The following is a 17,408-nucleotide window of genomic DNA, read 5'->3' as shown; positions in this document are numbered from 1 at the left end:
TCACTATCTTCGTACCTTAAATAAGTAGATTTTAGTTGCCGATGCGAATATTAGTCCTCTTACTGATTACCCTTCTTGGTTGTGGAGCGTGCAAGGAACAGCACGACCACAAAGGAAAGACTCCTTTGGTAGAGGTGGACGGTAATTTTTTATATAAAGAAGATTTGATGTCCGTGCTTCCGGTCGGATTGTCAAAAGATGATAGCATTCTCTTCACCGAGCACTATATTCGTAGTTGGGCGGAAGAGATTTTATTGTATGAGAAAGCTGCGAACAATATCCCCGATAATGTGGATGTAGACAAGCTGGTGGAGAATTATCGGAAAGCGTTGATAATGCATACTTATCAGCAGGAGTTGATTAGCCAGAAGTTGACGAATGATATTTCCGAACATGAGATAGCAGAGTATTATGGCAAAAACAAGGAATTGTTTAAACTGGAAAGTCCGTTGATTAAGGGATTGTTTATTAAAGTGCCGTTGACAGCTCCCCAGTTGAACAATGTGCGCAGATGGTATAAGTCGGAAAAACAGGATGCTATCGAGAGCCTGGAAAAATATAGTTTGCAGAATGCGGTGAAATATGAATATTTCTATGATAAATGGGTGTCCGTGACCGATGTCCTGGACATGATTCCGTTGAAAGTAGAGGCACCGGAAGAGTACGTAAACAAACACCGTCAGGTAGAATTGAAAGATACGGCTTATTATTATTTCCTGAATGTGAGCGATTATCGCGGAGTTGGTGAGGAGAAACCGTATGAATTTGCCCGCTCGGAAGTGAAAGACTTACTGGTAAATCAGAAACGGGTGAGCTTTATGGAACAGGTAAAGAACGACTTGTATCAGCAGGCGGTAAGTAAGAAGAAGATTATATATAATTATTAAATACAAAGAATGAAGAAGTTTGTGAACTTTAGATTTGTTGTTACCCTTGTCCTGGCAATATTTGCTAATGTGGCAACCTATGCACAAGATAATGTGGTTGATGAAGTAGTTTGGGTAGTAGGTGACGAAGCTATTTTAAAATCAGATGTAGAAGAGGCCCGTATGGATGCCTTGTATAATGGACGCAGATTCGAAGGCGATCCTTATTGTGTAATTCCTGAAGAGATTGCTGTGCAGAAGTTATTCCTGCATCAGGCAAAGTTGGACAGTATCGAGGTTTCCGAAGCGGAAATCATCCAGCGTGTGGATATGATGACCAATATGTACATCCAGCAGATCGGTTCCAGAGAGAAAATGGAGGAGTATTTCAATAAAACATCCACCCAGATTCGTGAAACTTTGCGTGATAATGCACGTGACGGATTGACGGTTCAGAAGATGCAGCAGAAACTGGCAGGAGATATCAAAGTGACTCCGGCAGAAGTACGCCGTTACTTCAAAGATCTTCCACAGGATAGTATCCCTTACATTCCTACACAGGTGGAAGTGCAGATTATTACTTTGCAACCCAAAATACCCGTTTCGGAAATCGAGGATGTAAAGAGGACACTGCGTGATTATACGGATCGTGTGACAAAAGGAGAAATCGACTTCTCTACATTGGCCCGTTTGTATTCTGAAGATAAGGCTTCTGCCATTAAAGGTGGTGAATGTGGATTTATGGGACGTGGTATGATGGACCCCGCTTATGCGAATGTGGCATTCAGCTTGCAGGACCCGAAGAAAGTTTCCAAAATTGTAGAATCGGAATTTGGTTTCCATATTATCCAGTTGATTGAGAAGCGTGGTGACCGTGTTAATACCCGCCATATCCTGTTGCGTCCGAAAGTCTCGGAAAAAGAACTGACCGAGGCTTGTGCCCGTCTGGATTCTATTGCAGATGATATTCGTGCTAACAAATTCACATTTGATGATGCCGCTGCCGTTATCTCACAAGATAAGGATACCCGCAACAATCACGGTATCATGGTGAACATCAATGAACATTCAGGTATCACTACTTCTAAGTTCCAGATGCAGGATCTTCCTCAAGACGTTGCTAAGGTAGTGGATAAGATGAATGTTGGCGAGATTTCCAAAGCTTTTACAATGATTAATGAGAAAGATGGAAAAGAAGTATGCGCTATCGTGAAATTGAAAACTAAAATCAATGGTCATAAAGCAACCATCGCGGAAGACTATCAGGATCTGAAAGAAATCGTAATGGATAAGCGTCGCGAAGAGGTGTTGCAGAAATGGATTCTGAACAAGCAAAAACACACTTATGTACGCATCAACGAAAACTGGCAGAAGTGTGACTTCAAGTATCCGGGTTGGGTCAAGAATGACTGATATAACCTTGCTTTGACTTTATATGCTGAAAAAGAATAAGAAAAATAAACAACAAGACAGGCATAGATGGCTCCTTATAGGCTTTCTATGCCTGTTTGGTGTATGTCTTGTGGCACAAGTGAGGCCGACGGGACAGAAACCCACGGCAGGGGCTTCGACAAAATCGACTGCGGATACGTCTAAGACGGCTCCCAAAACCAAAACGCCGGCGGGTAATAAGAAACAATCGGACAACAAGAAGCAACCGGAGAATAAAAAGACCAAAGTTTACTTGCTCCATGCTGACGAAGGACAGGCGGATAAGCTGGCACGTCCGGATGTGCAGGTGTTGATTGGTAACGTGAAGTTGCGCCATGACAGTATGTATATGTACTGTGACAGTGCACTGATTTTTGAGAAAACCAACTCCGTAGAAGCCTTCAGCAATGTGCGTATGGAACAGGGAGACACCTTGTTCATTTATGGTGATTATCTTTATTATGACGGAATGACGCAAATTGCGCAACTTCGTGAAAATGTGAAGATGATTAACCGGAACACGACCCTGCTGACGGACAGCTTGAACTACGACCGTCTCTACGATCTCGGATATTATTTCGAAGGGGGAACTTTGATGGATGAAGAGAATGTACTGACCTCCGATTGGGGCGAATATAGCCCTGCAACAAAACAGTCGGTATTCAACCATGATGTGAAGTTGGTGAACCCTAAGTTTGTGTTGACCTCCGATACATTGAGGTATAATACCGAAAACAAAATAGCAGTAATTCTCGGACCTTCCAATATTGTCAGTGATAATAATCATATCTATTCGGAACGGGGATTCTATAACACATTGACCGAACAAGCGGAATTGTTGGACCGTTCGGTCCTGACCAATCAGGGGAAGAAACTTGTAGGCGACAGTCTGTTCTATGACCGGATAATCGGTTACGGAGAAGCATTCGATAATGTGAAGATGACAGACTCCATCAATAAGAATATGCTGACGGGCGATTATTGTTTCTATAATGAATTGACGGACTCCGCGTTTGCGACGAAACGTGCGGTGGCAATCGACTACTCGCAAGGGCCTGACAGTCTTTTTATGCATGGCGATACATTGCAGTTGGTGTCTTACAACCTGAATACCGATTCCGTTTTCCGGTTGATGAAGGCTTACCACAAGGTACGTATGTATCGTACGGATGTTCAGGGAGTATGTGACTCACTGGTCTATAATTCGAAGGATTCCTGTATGACCATGTATACCGACCCTATTCTTTGGAATGAAGGGCAGCAACTACTTGGCGAGCAGATCAAGATTTATATGAATGACAGCACGATTGACTGGGCGCACATCATCAACCAGGCGTTGACGGTGGAAATGAAAGATTCTATTCATTATAACCAAGTGTCCGGCAAAGAGATGAAAGCCTATTTCATCAATGGAGATATGCGTCATATTGAAGTGATTGGTAATGTGTTGACCGCTTTCTATCCGGAAGAAAAAGACAGTACGATGACCGGATTTAATTGTCTGGAAGGTAGTGTGCTTCATCTTTATATGAAGGATAAGAAGATGGAAAAAGGACTGTTTATCGGTAAATCCAACGGAACGATGTATCCGATGGACCAGATACCGCCTGATAAATTGCGTCTTCCCACCTTTGCCTGGTTCGACTATGTCCGTCCGCTGAATAAGGATGATATCTTTAACTGGCGGGGTAAGCGTGCGGGCGATACACTGAAACCGACCACCGACCGGCGACCCAAAACAGAAAAGCGAAACTTAATAAATATGAAGTAGTATGGGAATGTTTAACTCAATGAGAAAGCCCCGTGGCTTTAATCATCAATACATTTATGTAGACGAGCGGAAAGAAAAGCTCGCAAAGATGGAGGAGAACGCCAAACGTGACTTGGGGATGCTTCCGGAAAAGGAATTTAATCCGGAGGATATTCGCGGTAAGTTCATCGAAGGTACTACGCATTTGAAAAGAAGAAAAGCGAGTGGCCGCAAACCGGTCTCTTTCGGAATCATACTGATAATCATTGCTTTCCTTCTTTATCTGTGGCATTATTTGGCGACAGGAAGCTGGAACTTTTAATTATTAATTTACGAAGAATGAGCGATATAATTCATTTGTTACCTGATTCGGTAGCTAACCAGATTGCTGCCGGTGAAGTGATACAACGTCCCGCGTCTGTCATCAAGGAGCTAGTGGAGAATGCGATTGATGCAGATGCACAAAATATACATGTATTGGTGACTGATGCAGGTAAAACCAGCATTCAGGTGATTGATGATGGAAAAGGAATGTCCGAAACGGATGCCCGTCTTTCTTTTGAGCGACATGCCACTTCCAAGATACGTCAAGCGGCGGATCTGTTTGCTTTGCGTACAATGGGATTTCGCGGAGAGGCATTGGCTTCCATCGCTGCTGTGGCACAGGTAGAGTTAAAGACACGTCCGGAATCGGAAGAATTGGGCACGAAGCTGGTGATTGCAGGCTCTCAAGTGGAAAGCCAAGAGGCTGTGTCCTGTTCTAAAGGAAGTAACTTCTCTGTAAAGAATCTATTCTTTAATGTACCTGCCCGTCGTAAATTTCTAAAGGCTAATTCAACGGAATTGAGTAACATCCTTGCCGAATTTGAACGGATCGCTTTGGTGCATCCGGAGGTTGCCTTTTCGCTTTATAGTAATGATTCGGAGTTATTCAATCTTCCGGTATCACAATTACGTCAACGTATCCTTGCTATTTTCGGTAAGAAGCTCAATCAGCAGTTACTGAATATAGAGGTCAATACTACCATGGTGAAAATCTCCGGATACGTAGCCAAGCCGGAGACTGCCCGTAAGAAAGGGGCACATCAGTATTTCTTTGTCAACGGGCGTTATATGCGTCATCCTTATTTTCATAAGGCGGTTATGGAGGCTTATGAACAGTTGATTCCCACCGGTGAACAGATTTCCTACTTTATCTATTTCGATGTAGATCCGGCTAATATTGACGTGAATATCCATCCGACAAAGACTGAAATCAAGTTTGAAAATGAACAGGCCATCTGGCAGATACTTTCGGCATCCGTGAAGGAGTCGCTGGGTAAATTCAGTGCGATCCCTTCCATCGACTTTGATACGGAAGATATGCCTGACATTCCGGCATTTGAGGAGAAAATATCTTCCGAGCCTCCGAAGATACATTATAATACAGATTATAATCCGTTTAAAGTTTCTGCTGGTGGCGGTGGTGGCGGATCGTACAGCCGTTCGAAAGTGGAATGGGAAGATTTGTACGGGGGGCTGACGAAAGCCAGTAAGATGAATAACCCGCAACCGGAACCCGAAATGGATTGGGAAGACTCTTCTATTGGCGGCGAACCCGCTTTCGTTGAAGAAAAGATGGAGACGGTCACCTCTGCCGCTTCTTCTACTTTGTATGCCAGTGAACCGGTGATGGAGAAAGGAAATCAGCATTTGCAGTTTAAAGGGCGGTTTATTTTGACTTCAGTTAAATCCGGGCTGATGCTAATCGATCAGCATCGGGCACACATACGGGTGCTTTTTGATCGTTATATGGTACAGATCCAACAGAAACAGGGGGTATCACAAGGCGTCCTGTTCCCGGAAATCTTACAGTTGCCGGCTTCGGAAGCTGCTGTACTGCAAAGTATTATGGATGATTTGTCTGCAGTCGGTTTCGATTTGAGTAATTTGGGAGGCGGTAGCTATGCCATTAATGGTATTCCTTCGGGGATTGAAGGGCTGAATCCGGTGGAACTGGTGCGTAATATGCTGCATACGGCGATGGAAAAAGGAAGTGACGTCAAGGAAGAAATCCAAAGTATTCTGGCATTAACATTGGCTCGCGCGGCGGCTATTGTTTACGGACAGGTGTTGAGTAATGAAGAAATGGTAAGCCTTGTAGACAACCTTTTTGCCTGTCCCTCACCGAATTACACCCCTGATGGGAAAACTGTTTTGACAACAATCAAGGAGGAAGACATCGAAAGATTATTCAAATAAAACAAATAATTTCATCTTTTTCTAAAACCTTTTAGTTCAGTTCGTGTTATTTAAATAGTTCAACAAAGAAAAAGATTTAAATAACCACTTAACTATTAGGTATATGAAAAAGATTCTGATGTTGCTGGCATTTGCCGGCGTTGCGTCTGTCGCTTCTGCGCAGCAGACAATGACTGTAACTGAATACGAAGTGATTCAGGTACAAGATAAATATCAAGTAATAACTAATCCTTTCTGGAGTAACTGGTTCTTCTCTGTAGGAGGCGGCGCCCAGGTGCTATATGGAAACAATGACCATATCGGCAAATTCAGAGACCGTGTTGCTCCTACATTTAACGTGTCTGTCGGCAAATGGGTAACTCCGGGATTCGGGCTGCGTTTGCAATACAGCGGATTGCAGGCAAAAGGATTCACTACCAGCGAAACTGCTAATTATGTAGTGGGTGCCCCGAGAGAAGACGGTTCTTACAAACAAAGATGGGACTACATGAACTTGCATGGTGATTTGATGATTAACCTGAACGCACTTTTCGGTGGATACAATCCGAACCGCGTATATGAAATTATCCCTTATATAGGTGCCGGTTGGGCTCATGCTTATTCTCGTCCTCACACTAACTCCGCTACTTTCAATGCAGGTATTATCAACCGCTTCCGTTTGTCGAATGCTGTTGACTTGAATCTGGAGTTGAGTGCAACAGGTCTGGAAGGCAAGTTTGACGGAGAACATGGAGGTAAACCCGATTATGACGGTATCTTAGGTGCTACCCTCGGTGTGACTTATTACTTCCCTACCCGCGGATTCCAACGTCCTACTCCACAGATTATCTCTGAACTCGAATTGAATCAGATGCGTAATCAGATGAATGCAATGGCAGCAGCTAATATGCAATTGCAACAGCAGTTGGCAAATGCACAACAACCGGTAGAAGTAGAAGATACTGAAGAAGTTGTTATCACAGATACTAACATTGCTCCGCGTACCGTATTCTTCAAGATCGGTTCTGATAAATTATCTCCGCAAGAAGAAATGAACTTGTCATATCTTGCCAGCAAGATAAAAGAATCTCCGAATGCTACATACACAATCAACGGATATGCTGACTCTGCAACCGGTACTCCTGCTTTCAATCAGAAGTTAAGTTTGGAACGTGCACAGGTTGTTAAAGACTTGTTGGTTAAGAAGTATGGCATCTCTGCCGATAGACTGAAAGTTGCAGCCGGTGGTGGGGTTGACAAATTCGGTCAACCGATTCTGAACCGTGTAGTATTGGTAGAATCTGCACAGTAATAAAAAGTAAAAAAGCGATTTCAGCATTCAGCGATTCTCTGTAATCGCTTGCTGGAAAGGAAAAGCGGCTGAAAGCGAACCCTGAAAAGAGAGGTTCATGCTTTCAGCCGCCTTTTTTATATCTGTTATTTTGGGGTATCTCCTCTGATATTTTATTTTAGTTTATTTGACAGGCTGATAATCTCTGGACTTTCCATAAAATCCTGGGGCCGGCACATAAAGGCGATTGATGCGCTTGTTACCAGCACTATTCTTCTAATGGCTCAAAGTGTTCTTTTTGAAACTCACCATTCTCATTTCTGATATAGGCTGTACCATATGGAGCGTGAAGTAACGGTATTATGTCGGGATCGTATTGGCAGATAGTATTTAGCTTATAGATACCACTATTTTGAGCGGTTTGCATATATTCGTCACTCTCATCTCCAGCTGTAAATCGCCACCCGCTATCATATCTTTCAAACGGATCGCCTTCTTCCGGTTTTTCACGATACATATATCCAACAGGTAAGCCATCCACTGTTATTCTATCAGTGGCTATACATCCATCAGAAGTTTCCCAATCGTTAAGAAGAACCTCATTTTCTCGTCCATTTATAAAAAATGCTTTTTCCTTTCTCATTTTTATTATTTCTTTGCTGCTAATGGCACGGAAATATGCACCGTTTAGGTGCTTAATTTTCATGTTAGTAATATTTATTCATCTTTTTGTCCGTTCAATCGGATTTGTAATCCGATTGTTTTGAGCATCAGGATTTTCAATCCGAACTATATATTAAAGTATAGGTGTATTGCGGATTATAAATCCTGATACTCGGAGAACGGCGGATTGCAAATCCGCCGGGACGCAGGACGCATAATGTTTGGTAACTAGCTAACCTTCCACTGTTATTTTTTCTAAGTATATGTCCTTCTTTAGCTAAATATCGGCAATGAGACTTTCAAATTAGGATATTTGTCGCCCAATTGTTTCAAGAAGTCATTGCCAATGATAATATCCTGTATTGTTTCTTGTGGATCTGTCGGAATCTCCGGGATATTTGTAAATATCAGACAGGAGTAGATAATGAGTTCAACAGGTTTCTCGTCGGTTTGCAATGAAAGTTTGTATGCTTTCACGTTGTTTCCTCTGGCTTGTGCCTGTGCTTGTACTTGTCCCTCCATAGGAATTGCGATGAGACGGGAATTTTCAAGACGCGCCTGATTGAATACAAAATGATTGTCGATTTCTCCATCTGTGTCTGTATCGAATAGGTGCAGATTGTCTCCGCTCAATACCAGATATTTGGGAGTTTGTACGGTATTGAAACGTACAGTTCCTAAAGTGGCCATTCCTTTCAGCTTATCTTTCATTCCGTCTTTGAGTGCGGATGCTACACCATACTCATTGCTGGCATAGTTGAAAGCGTCAATTTTTTCTTCTCCCATAGCTTCTTTCAGGAAAGATAAATCAGAGTTTAAGCAGAGTTTTTTATACTGTTCTGCATTTGCAAATTCAGCTTTGAAATCGGTGTTGTTCACTACTTGTGCTTGTTGCGAGTTTTTGTTTTTCATGTAAAACCAGTATCCTAGATATAGAACAATGAAAATGACCGGAATAAAGGTGTAAATAGACATAGTTTGTACTTTTTAATGTTATTAATAATGGTTTGTTTTATACTTCCACGGGTTTCACTTCTTTCTTTTTTCCAGGAATACATCCCCAAATGATAAGGGCAATTATAAGAAGTCCGACAGCTTTACCGCCATAACGGGAATAGAAACCGACCTTGTTCAACTTCTCTCCATCCAAATTATTTTCTTTTAGGATGGTAGCCAGTTGTTCTTCCGTCAGTTCATAGTAAGTGTCTTCCTTTTCGCAATAGCCGACCAGGCGAGGCTCTTTCTCTATATATAGAGGGAGAAGGTAAGCGATGTTGAACTCCTGATGGAAAGTTGCCAGATCAATGTAGTTTCCATCGTCTGTTTGGTACTCTTCGGTATCAGGCAAATCTGCTACTTTGGTTAATACTTCGCGGTCGCCGAAAGGGATTTTTAAACCACGTGCGGATACTGTTTGGCAAGATAAGAAAAGAATGCCGCCAAGTGCAAATAGAAATTTAAGGTGCTTCATGCTTCTTGTGTTTAAGTGAATAATTTGTGTGATTTTTATTGATATTGTGGCAAAGATAGGAAAAAGAAGAATAAAAGCCGTATAATTGTTTGGAATTTGTAAGCTCTATTCTTTTTTATAAAATGAGGAGATTTTTTTCCTGATTTAGAGGATTTGTATCCTGATTTATGCAATTGATGTAAAATTGCATTATTGGGATAATCCAAATAATTTAATAACAATTGGTTGGAGCTATTAATAATTATCTATATTTGTGATATAGAACTCAAATCTGGAATATTATGGACGACTTTAATACCGTATATGCACTACTCGTTTTAGTTATGTTATTTATTTTATTGAGTAGGTTGGACAATCGCTTCGGAAAAATAGAGAAAGAGTTGAATGAGATGAAGAAATGGATGGAAGATTATCTCAAGGTTCAGCAAAATTCTGTTGCTGAAGCCTCCAAGCCGAAAGAGGAAATATCAGAAAAAGAAATAAAAGATATTCCTGTGATGCCTCAAGTGGCAGAGCATGTTAAGGCAGTAAAGACCGGACAACGAGAAGAGGCTGTTCAGGAAAAACACGAACCGGTTGTTGAAGCAGTTGTCCGTGAGACATTGGAAAAGACGCCTGAAAAGACGCTTGAAACAAGAATGGAGGAAGTTTGTGTAGAGGCTGTTCGGAAGGAATCCGCTGAATCTTCGACTGTGCCAGTTGTACCGGTTACTCCGGCTACTCCGGTTGTTCCGGTTGCACCGACTGTTCCGAAACAAAAGAAGCAGGTGAACTATGAAAAATTCATCGGTGAGAACCTTTTCGGGAAGATTGGTATCCTTATATTTGTAATTGGTGTAGGTTTCTTTGTAAAGTATGCCATTGATAAAAACTGGATTAATGAAACCTTCCGTACCGTGCTTGGTTTCTTGACGGGAGCTGTATTGCTGGCTGTTGCCGAACGGTTGCAAAAGAAATACCGAACCTTCAGTTCGCTGCTTGCGGGTGGTGCTTTCGCTGTGTTCTATCTTACAGTTGCCATTGCTTTCCATTATTATCATATTTTCTCGCAGACTATGGCCTTTATCATTCTGATTGGTGTCACAGTGTTTATGTCTATTCTGTCTGTGGTATATAATCGGCGTGAGTTGGCTATCATTTCTCTTGTAGGAGGATTCCTTGCACCATTCATAGTGAGTAGCGGGGAAGGAAGTTATTTGGTACTGTTTACTTACGTGAGCATATTAAACTTGGGTATGTTCGGACTTTCCATTTATAAAAAGTGGAGTGAACTTCCAATGATTTCATTTGTCTTCACTTGCCTGATAATGGGAATCTTTCTTTTGTTTAACTATACCTCCGGTTCTACGGTTATTTCGAACCATCTGTTTTGGTTTGCTACTCTGTTCTATTTTATCTTTCTACTTCCGGTGTTCTCTATCCTTCGTGGAGAGAATATGCGGACGATGAGCCGGGGATTAGTATTCGTCATTATAACGAATAATTTTATCTATTTGCTTTCAGGAGCCTTATTCTTGCGGAATATGGGATTATCTTTCAAAGCAAGCGGCTTGTTGAGCCTGTTTATCGCACTCGTTAATTTAGGATTAGTGCTTTGGCTCTGGAAGAACCGCAAAGAGTATAAATTTCTGGTTCATACCACACTGGGACTTGTATTGACATTTGTCTCTATCACTATTCCGATTCAACTGGACGGAAACTATATAACCTTGCTTTGGGCATCGGAAATGGTATTGCTGTTGTGGCTCTATGTTAAGTCGAAAATTAGAGTATATGAGTATGCGGCTAAAGTTCTGGTAGGACTCACTTTCGTTTCTTACTTGATGGATGTGTATAGTGTGATGTTTGAACATCATTCCTTGGATACAATTTTTCTGAATAGTTCATTTGCCACCTCTTTGTTTGTGGGATTAGCGACAGGAGCATTTGCTTCTTCTCTACGGCACGCCGGTTGAAATACAGCTTCTGGAATCCTTTTATGCTTATCGTCTCCGTAATCATACTTTATTATACATTTATGATGGAATTCAATTTGTATTTTGAAGGGGCGACGAGAAGCGGAGTTATGTTCTTGTTTACAGCCATATCCATTTCGAGTGTTTGCTATGCTTTCAGAAAACGATTCCCGATAACGAAACATCTCACTTCTTATATCTTGACTATCGGGGCAAACGTACTTGTATATATTATAAATATATGGGGCGACCAGAGAATATGGACTTCCCCTCCTGTTGTACTACCATGGCTGACAGCTGTGTTCGTAATAGCGAATTTGTATTATGTAGCACGTATGTACTATACATCAATCGGCATAAAATCCCGTTTCACCGTATATCTGAATATTCTTGCCACGCTCCTTTGGCTGACAATGGTACGCTCTTTCCTTTGGCAAGTAGGAGTGGACGATTTCAGTGCCGGGCTGTCACTCTCATTAAGCATTGCCGGGTTCGTCCAAATGGGGTTGGGCATGCGCCTGCATCAGAAACTACTCCGCATGGTGAGCCTTGCGACTTTCGGATTAGTCCTGCTCAAACTCGTCTTTGATGATTTATGGGCTATGCCGACCATTGGCAAGATTATTGTATTTATCATTCTGGGATTGATATTGCTGATACTTTCATTCCTTTATCAGAAACTAAAGGATGTGTTGTTCAAGAATGACGAGGAAGAAACAAACTGAATCTTTGAAAAATATCCGATAAGAAAGGCTGCCTGTTCTACAAAAGAAGGGCAGCCTTTACCTTATAATTATGTTTATTCCCAGACGAAATCTTTTACTCTTGCGAGAAACGTTTCACCTGCTCTTCGATTAATTCCTTATCATCAAAATAATTAATCTTCATCGCCTTCTTCACGTCAGCCAAAGTCTCGGCAGCCGCAGCCCTTGCCACTTCGCAGCCTTGCTGAAGCATCTCGTAGATAGCAGGGATATCCTTGCTGAACTCCTTGCGACGATTGCGAATCGGTTCCAAAGTCTCCTGCATGATGGAATTTAGGAAACGTTTTACTTTCACGTCACCCAATCCGCCGCGTTGATAATGCGCTTTCAGTTCTGCCAGATTCGGATAGTCTGGCAAGAAGCGTTCGAAATGTTCGGGGCGGCAGAAAGCATCGAGATAAGTAAATACGGTATTACCTTCAATCTTTCCCGGATCTTGTACGCGGAGATGTCCCGGGTCGGTATACATACTCATGATTTTCTTTTGGATTTCTTCCGGTTCTTCCGAAAGGTAGATGCAGTTTCCGAGCGATTTACTCATTTTAGCTTTACCGTCAGTTCCCGGAAGACGCAGACAAGCTGCATTGTCCGGCAACAGGATTTCCGGTTCTACTAATGTCTCACCATATATATAGTTGAAACGGCGAACGATTTCGCGAGCCTGTTCGAGCATCGGTTCCTGGTCTTCACCCACAGGGACAGTCGTTGCGCGGAATGCTGTAATGTCTGCTGCCTGGCTGATGGGATAAGTGAAGAAACCTACGGGAATACTTGCTTCAAAGTTACGCATCTGGATTTCCGATTTCACAGTCGGGTTACGTTGCAGGCGGGATACGCTGACAAGGTCCATATAATAGAAACTAAGTTCGCATAGTTCCGGTATTTGCGACTGGATGAAAATCGTAGCTTTAGCCGGATCAATGCCACAAGCCAGATAATCAAGAGCAACTTCGATTACATTCTGACGTACCTTTTCCGGATTGTCTATATTGTCTGTCAATGCCTGTGAATCGGCAATGAAGATAAACATCTTACTATAATCACCTGCGTTTTGCAGGTCAACTCTGCGTTTCAATGAACCTACATAGTGACCGATATGAAGTCTTCCGGTAGGACGGTCGCCCGTCAATATGATTTTTTCTTTTCCCATATTTTATTACCTTATTATATAATGGCGACAAAGATAAGGATAAAAACTGAAAGAAACATCAAAATGCAGTTACTTCATGATTTGTGCCTGCTTAAGATAAGAATGTAATCATTAAAAGCCAATGGAAAAACGACTGTTTCATTAACACGGTAAATTATTTCAGTAAAAAAGTGAACGTATCTTTTTGTCATGTGCAAAATATGTCGTTACTTTGCACAAATTTTGAAGTCAACAATGAATCAACAGGAAATTAGAAGCAAGTATTATTTACATTCGGATGTTTTTCATCCCGAAACGAAAGTCTTCTTCTCTTATTTCCAAAAACAATATTTTAGTTCTTTGGTAATGCGTTAATCCTTTTTTGAGGGTAACGCATTTTTTTTATGAACGAACTTAGAAATAACAACTTATTATAACAACAAAAGAAATGGAAAAGGAAATCAAGAAAGTTCTCGTTTTGGGTTCTGGAGCACTCAAAATCGGACAAGCCGGAGAGTTCGACTACTCAGGCTCACAAGCACTGAAAGCTTTGAAAGAAGAAGGTATCAGCTCAGTATTGGTAAACCCGAACATCGCAACCATTCAGACTTCTGAAGGTATTGCCGATAAAGTGTATTTCCTTCCCGTGAATACTTATTTCGTAGAAGAAATTATCAAGAAAGAACGTCCCGATGGTATCCTTTTGGCATTCGGCGGACAGACTGCATTGAACTGTGGTGCTGAACTTTACACACAAGGTGTTCTTGATAAATACGGAGTAAAGGTGCTCGGAACTTCGGTAGAAGCTATCATGTATACAGAAGACCGTGACCTGTTTGTGAAGAAGCTGGACGAGATAGAAATGAAGACTCCGGTCAGCCAGGCAGTAGAAAACATGGAAGATGCCATTGCTGCTGCACGCAGAATTGGTTATCCTGTCATGGTGCGTTCTGCTTATGCACTGGGTGGTCTTGGTAGCGGTATCTGTGCCAATGAAGAAGAATTCCTGAAATTGGCAGAGAGCTCATTTGCTTTTTCCAAACAAATTCTGGTAGAAGAGTCTTTGAAAGGCTGGAAAGAAATCGAATTTGAAGTGATCCGTGACGCTAACGACCATTGCTTCACAGTAGCCAGCATGGAAAACTTCGATCCGCTGGGTATTCATACCGGCGAATCAATTGTAGTAGCTCCCACCTGCTCGCTGGATGATAAAGAACTGGCTCTGTTGAAAGAACTTTCTACCAAATGTATCCGTCACCTCGGTATCGTGGGTGAATGTAACATTCAGTATGCTTTCAACTCTGAAACGGATGACTACCGTGTGATTGAAGTAAATGCCCGTTTGAGCCGTTCTTCTGCATTGGCTTCTAAGGCTACCGGTTATCCGTTGGCATTCGTAGCTGCTAAAGTGGCACTTGGTTACACACTCGACCAGATTGGTGAGATGGGAACCCCGAACTCTGCATACGTAGCTCCGCAACTTGACTACTATATCTGTAAAATCCCTCGTTGGGACTTGACGAAGTTTGCCGGTGTATCCCGTGAAATCGGTTCAAGCATGAAATCAGTAGGTGAAATCATGTCTATCGGTCGCTCTTTCGAAGAAATCATCCAGAAAGGCCTTCGTATGATCGGTCAGGGAATGCACGGTTTCGTAGGTAATGACGAACTGCACTTTGATGATCTTGATAAAGAGCTTTCTCGCCCGACTGACTTGCGTGTTTTCGCCATTGCACAAGCAATGGAAGAAGGTTACACCATCGAACGTATCCACGACCTGACAAAGATCGACCCATGGTTCCTTGGCAAACTGAAAAATATCGTAGACTACAAAGCGAAACTGTCTACTTATAATAAGGTAGAAGATATACCTGCCGATGTAATGCGTGAAGCTAAAGTGTTAGGTTTCTCTGACTTCCAGATTGCCCGTTTCGTACTGAATCCAACCGGAAACATGGAGAAAGAAAACCTGGCAGTGCGTGCTCATCGTAAATCGATGGGTATCCTTCCGGCTGTAAAACGTATCAATACCATCGCTTCCGAACATCCGGAACTGACTAACTATCTGTATATGACTTATGCAGTGGAAGGCTACGATGTAAACTATTATAAGAATGAAAAATCAGTAGTCGTACTGGGTTCGGGTGCTTACCGTATCGGTAGCTCTGTAGAATTTGACTGGTGCTCGGTGAATGCAGTTCAGACTGCCCGCAAACTGGGTTACAAGTCTATCATGATTAACTACAACCCTGAAACGGTTTCTACTGACTATGATATGTGCGACCGTCTCTACTTCGACGAACTTTCGTTCGAACGTGTACTTGACGTAATCGATCTCGAACAACCTCGTGGTGTGATCGTCTCGGTAGGCGGACAAATCCCGAACAACCTGGCTATGAAACTTTATCGTCAGTCGGTTCCTGTATTGGGTACTTCTCCGATTTCTATCGACCGTGCTGAAAACCGTAACAAGTTCTCTGCTATGCTCGACCAACTGGGTATCGACCAGCCGGCTTGGATGGAACTGACCAGTCTTGAAGAAGTGAAGGGATTTGTAGAAAAAGTAGGCTACCCGGTATTGGTTCGTCCTTCTTACGTCCTTTCAGGAGCGGCAATGAATGTTTGCTATGACGATGAAGAATTGGAGAACTTCCTGAAGATGGCTGCCGAAGTTTCTAAAGAATATCCGGTTGTTGTTTCCCAGTTCCTTGAAAATACGAAAGAGATTGAATTTGATGCCGTTGCGCAGAATGGTGAAGTGGTAGAATACGCAATCTCCGAACATGTAGAGTTTGCCGGTGTTCACTCCGGTGATGCTACGTTGGTATTCCCGGCACAGAAGATTTACTTTGCAACAGCTCGTCGCATCAAGAAGATCAGCCGTCAGATTGCTAAAGAACTCAATATCTCCGGTCCGTTCAATATCCAGTTCCTGGCTCGTAACAACGAAGTGAAAGTAATCGAATGTAACTTGCGTGCTTCTCGTAGCTTCCCGTTTGTTTCTAAAGTTCTGAAACGTAACTTTATCGAAACTGCTACCCGCATCATGCTGGATGCTCCATACTCACGCCCGGATAAGTCGGCATTCGATATCGACTGGATTGGTGTAAAAGCTTCTCAATTCTCTTTCTCTCGTCTGCACAAGGCTGACCCGGTATTGGGCGTAGACATGTCTTCTACAGGTGAAGTGGGATGTATCGGTGACGATTTCTCTGAAGCATTGCTGAATTCAATGATTGCTACCGGATTCAAAATTCCTGAAAAAGCAGTGATGTTCTCTTCCGGTGCAATGAAGTCGAAAGTAGATTTGCTGGATGCCAGCCGTATGCTGTTCGCTAAGGGCTATCAGATTTACGCAACTGCCGGAACAGCAGCTTTCTTGAACGCTCACGGTGTAGAAACTACTCCGGTTTACTGGCCGGATGAAAAGCCGGGTGCAGAGAACAACGTCATGAAGATGATTGCTGACCATAAGTTTGATTTGATCGTTAATATTCCGAAGAATCACAGCAAGCGTGAGTTGACGAACGGTTATCGTATCCGTCGTGGTGCAATCGATCATAACATTCCGTTGATTACCAATGCTCGTTTGGCAAGCGCCTTTATTGAAGCATTCTGCGAATTGAAACTGAATGATATTCAGATTAAGAGCTGGCAGGAATATAAATAAAAACAGCTTTAGCTGTCTATTAGATAAGGAGAACTCTCTCTTTGGCTTGTCCAAAGAGGGAGTTTCTTTTTTTTATTAGTAAATATAGCACATCAGAGTGTGTTCTATATAGGGAGTGTTTTGTAAGCGTCTCCGCGATTCTATATAGTGTATTAAAATAAAAAGGCTAATGATCCCTTTTTAGTCATTAGCCTTTTC

At 42.3% G+C, this 17,408-nt stretch carries 11 protein-coding genes and 1 pseudogene; 8 read left to right on the top strand and 4 right to left on the bottom strand.

All coding sequences use genetic code 11. The annotated features are described in order from the left end of the window. Positions 1-41 precede the first annotated feature (41 nt). From AB5217_RS23230 to AB5217_RS23205, 6 genes are all read left to right on the top strand, one after another. Complete coding sequence (locus AB5217_RS23230) at positions 42-887, top strand: hypothetical protein (RefSeq protein WP_004297171.1); 846 nt, start codon at positions 42-44, stop codon at positions 885-887. Between the two features lie 9 nt (positions 888-896). Then, positions 897-2,279, top strand: coding sequence for a peptidylprolyl isomerase (locus AB5217_RS23225; protein WP_004297172.1), 1,383 nt, complete (start codon positions 897-899; stop codon positions 2,277-2,279). 22 nt (positions 2,280-2,301) lie between these two features. Further along, entirely contained in the window at positions 2,302-4,068 is a 1,767-nt protein-coding gene (locus AB5217_RS23220) for an OstA-like protein (protein ID WP_032844142.1), read from the top strand. A gap of 1 nt (position 4,069) precedes the next feature. Next, positions 4,070-4,369 (top strand): hypothetical protein, encoded by a 300-nt coding sequence (locus AB5217_RS23215; RefSeq protein ID WP_004314386.1) that lies wholly within the window; start codon positions 4,070-4,072, stop codon positions 4,367-4,369. Between the two features lie 17 nt (positions 4,370-4,386). Next, a complete protein-coding gene (mutL, locus tag AB5217_RS23210; RefSeq protein ID WP_032844140.1) occupies positions 4,387-6,288 on the top strand; it encodes a DNA mismatch repair endonuclease MutL in 1,902 nt (633 codons plus the stop codon). Between the two features lie 103 nt (positions 6,289-6,391). Beyond that, on the top strand, positions 6,392-7,579 hold the full coding sequence (locus AB5217_RS23205; RefSeq protein WP_032844138.1) for an OmpA family protein: 1,188 nt from the start codon (positions 6,392-6,394) through the stop codon (positions 7,577-7,579). Between the two features lie 247 nt (positions 7,580-7,826). On the opposite strand, the gene AB5217_RS23200 is transcribed toward AB5217_RS23205, so the two are convergent. From AB5217_RS23200 to AB5217_RS23190, 3 genes are all read right to left on the bottom strand, one after another. Next, on the bottom strand, positions 7,827-8,264 hold the full coding sequence (locus AB5217_RS23200) for a DUF2185 domain-containing protein (RefSeq protein ID WP_050486507.1): 438 nt from the start codon (positions 8,262-8,264) through the stop codon (positions 7,827-7,829). A gap of 230 nt (positions 8,265-8,494) precedes the next feature. Next, positions 8,495-9,196: a hypothetical protein gene (locus AB5217_RS23195; protein ID WP_004314382.1), complete on the bottom strand. Its 702-nt coding sequence runs from the start codon at positions 9,194-9,196 to the stop codon at positions 8,495-8,497. A gap of 37 nt (positions 9,197-9,233) precedes the next feature. Continuing rightward, positions 9,234-9,692 carry a hypothetical protein gene (locus AB5217_RS23190; RefSeq protein ID WP_008641854.1) on the bottom strand — a complete coding sequence of 153 codons (459 nt, stop codon included), beginning with the start codon at positions 9,690-9,692 and terminating at the stop codon, positions 9,234-9,236. Between the two features lie 281 nt (positions 9,693-9,973). On the opposite strand from AB5217_RS23190, the pseudogene AB5217_RS23185 reads away from it, so the two are divergent. After that, positions 9,974-12,372: pseudogene (locus tag AB5217_RS23185) on the top strand (DUF2339 domain-containing protein). Between the two features lie 94 nt (positions 12,373-12,466). Here AB5217_RS23185 and trpS read toward each other — a convergent pair. Beyond that, positions 12,467-13,561: a tryptophan--tRNA ligase gene (gene trpS / locus AB5217_RS23180; protein ID WP_032854812.1), complete on the bottom strand. Its 1,095-nt coding sequence runs from the start codon at positions 13,559-13,561 to the stop codon at positions 12,467-12,469. Between the two features lie 427 nt (positions 13,562-13,988). Between trpS and carB the strand changes: the two genes are divergently transcribed. Continuing rightward, entirely contained in the window at positions 13,989-17,210 is a 3,222-nt protein-coding gene (gene carB / locus AB5217_RS23175; RefSeq protein WP_032844102.1) for a carbamoyl-phosphate synthase (glutamine-hydrolyzing) large subunit, read from the top strand. The last annotated feature ends 198 nt before the right edge of the window (positions 17,211-17,408 follow it).

The organism is Bacteroides sp. MSSM.1001136sp1_RTP21357st2_D2_RTP21359_211015 (assembly GCF_040913205.1).
GTDB lineage: Bacteria > Bacteroidota > Bacteroidia > Bacteroidales > Bacteroidaceae > Bacteroides > Bacteroides ovatus.
This window is presented reverse-complemented; position numbering and strand designations above follow the sequence as displayed.

Bases quoted from the DNA above. Each gene is read 5' to 3' on its own strand.
- AB5217_RS23220 (WP_032844142.1), top strand. From the start codon at position 2,302: ATGCTGAAAAAGAATAAGAAAAATAAACAACAAGACAGGCATAGATGG.
- AB5217_RS23200 (WP_050486507.1), bottom strand. From the start codon at position 8,264: ATGAAAATTAAGCACCTAAACGGTGCATATTTCCGTGCCATTAGCAGC.
- AB5217_RS23230 (WP_004297171.1), top strand. From the start codon at position 42: ATGCGAATATTAGTCCTCTTACTGATTACCCTTCTTGGTTGTGGAGCG.
- mutL (WP_032844140.1), top strand. From the start codon at position 4,387: ATGAGCGATATAATTCATTTGTTACCTGATTCGGTAGCTAACCAGATT.
- AB5217_RS23195 (WP_004314382.1), bottom strand. From the start codon at position 9,196: ATGTCTATTTACACCTTTATTCCGGTCATTTTCATTGTTCTATATCTA.
- AB5217_RS23215 (WP_004314386.1), top strand. From the start codon at position 4,070: ATGGGAATGTTTAACTCAATGAGAAAGCCCCGTGGCTTTAATCATCAA.
- AB5217_RS23205 (WP_032844138.1), top strand. From the start codon at position 6,392: ATGAAAAAGATTCTGATGTTGCTGGCATTTGCCGGCGTTGCGTCTGTC.
- AB5217_RS23190 (WP_008641854.1), bottom strand. From the start codon at position 9,692: ATGAAGCACCTTAAATTTCTATTTGCACTTGGCGGCATTCTTTTCTTA.
- AB5217_RS23225 (WP_004297172.1), top strand. From the start codon at position 897: ATGAAGAAGTTTGTGAACTTTAGATTTGTTGTTACCCTTGTCCTGGCA.
- carB (WP_032844102.1), top strand. From the start codon at position 13,989: ATGGAAAAGGAAATCAAGAAAGTTCTCGTTTTGGGTTCTGGAGCACTC.
- trpS (WP_032854812.1), bottom strand. From the start codon at position 13,561: ATGGGAAAAGAAAAAATCATATTGACGGGCGACCGTCCTACCGGAAGA.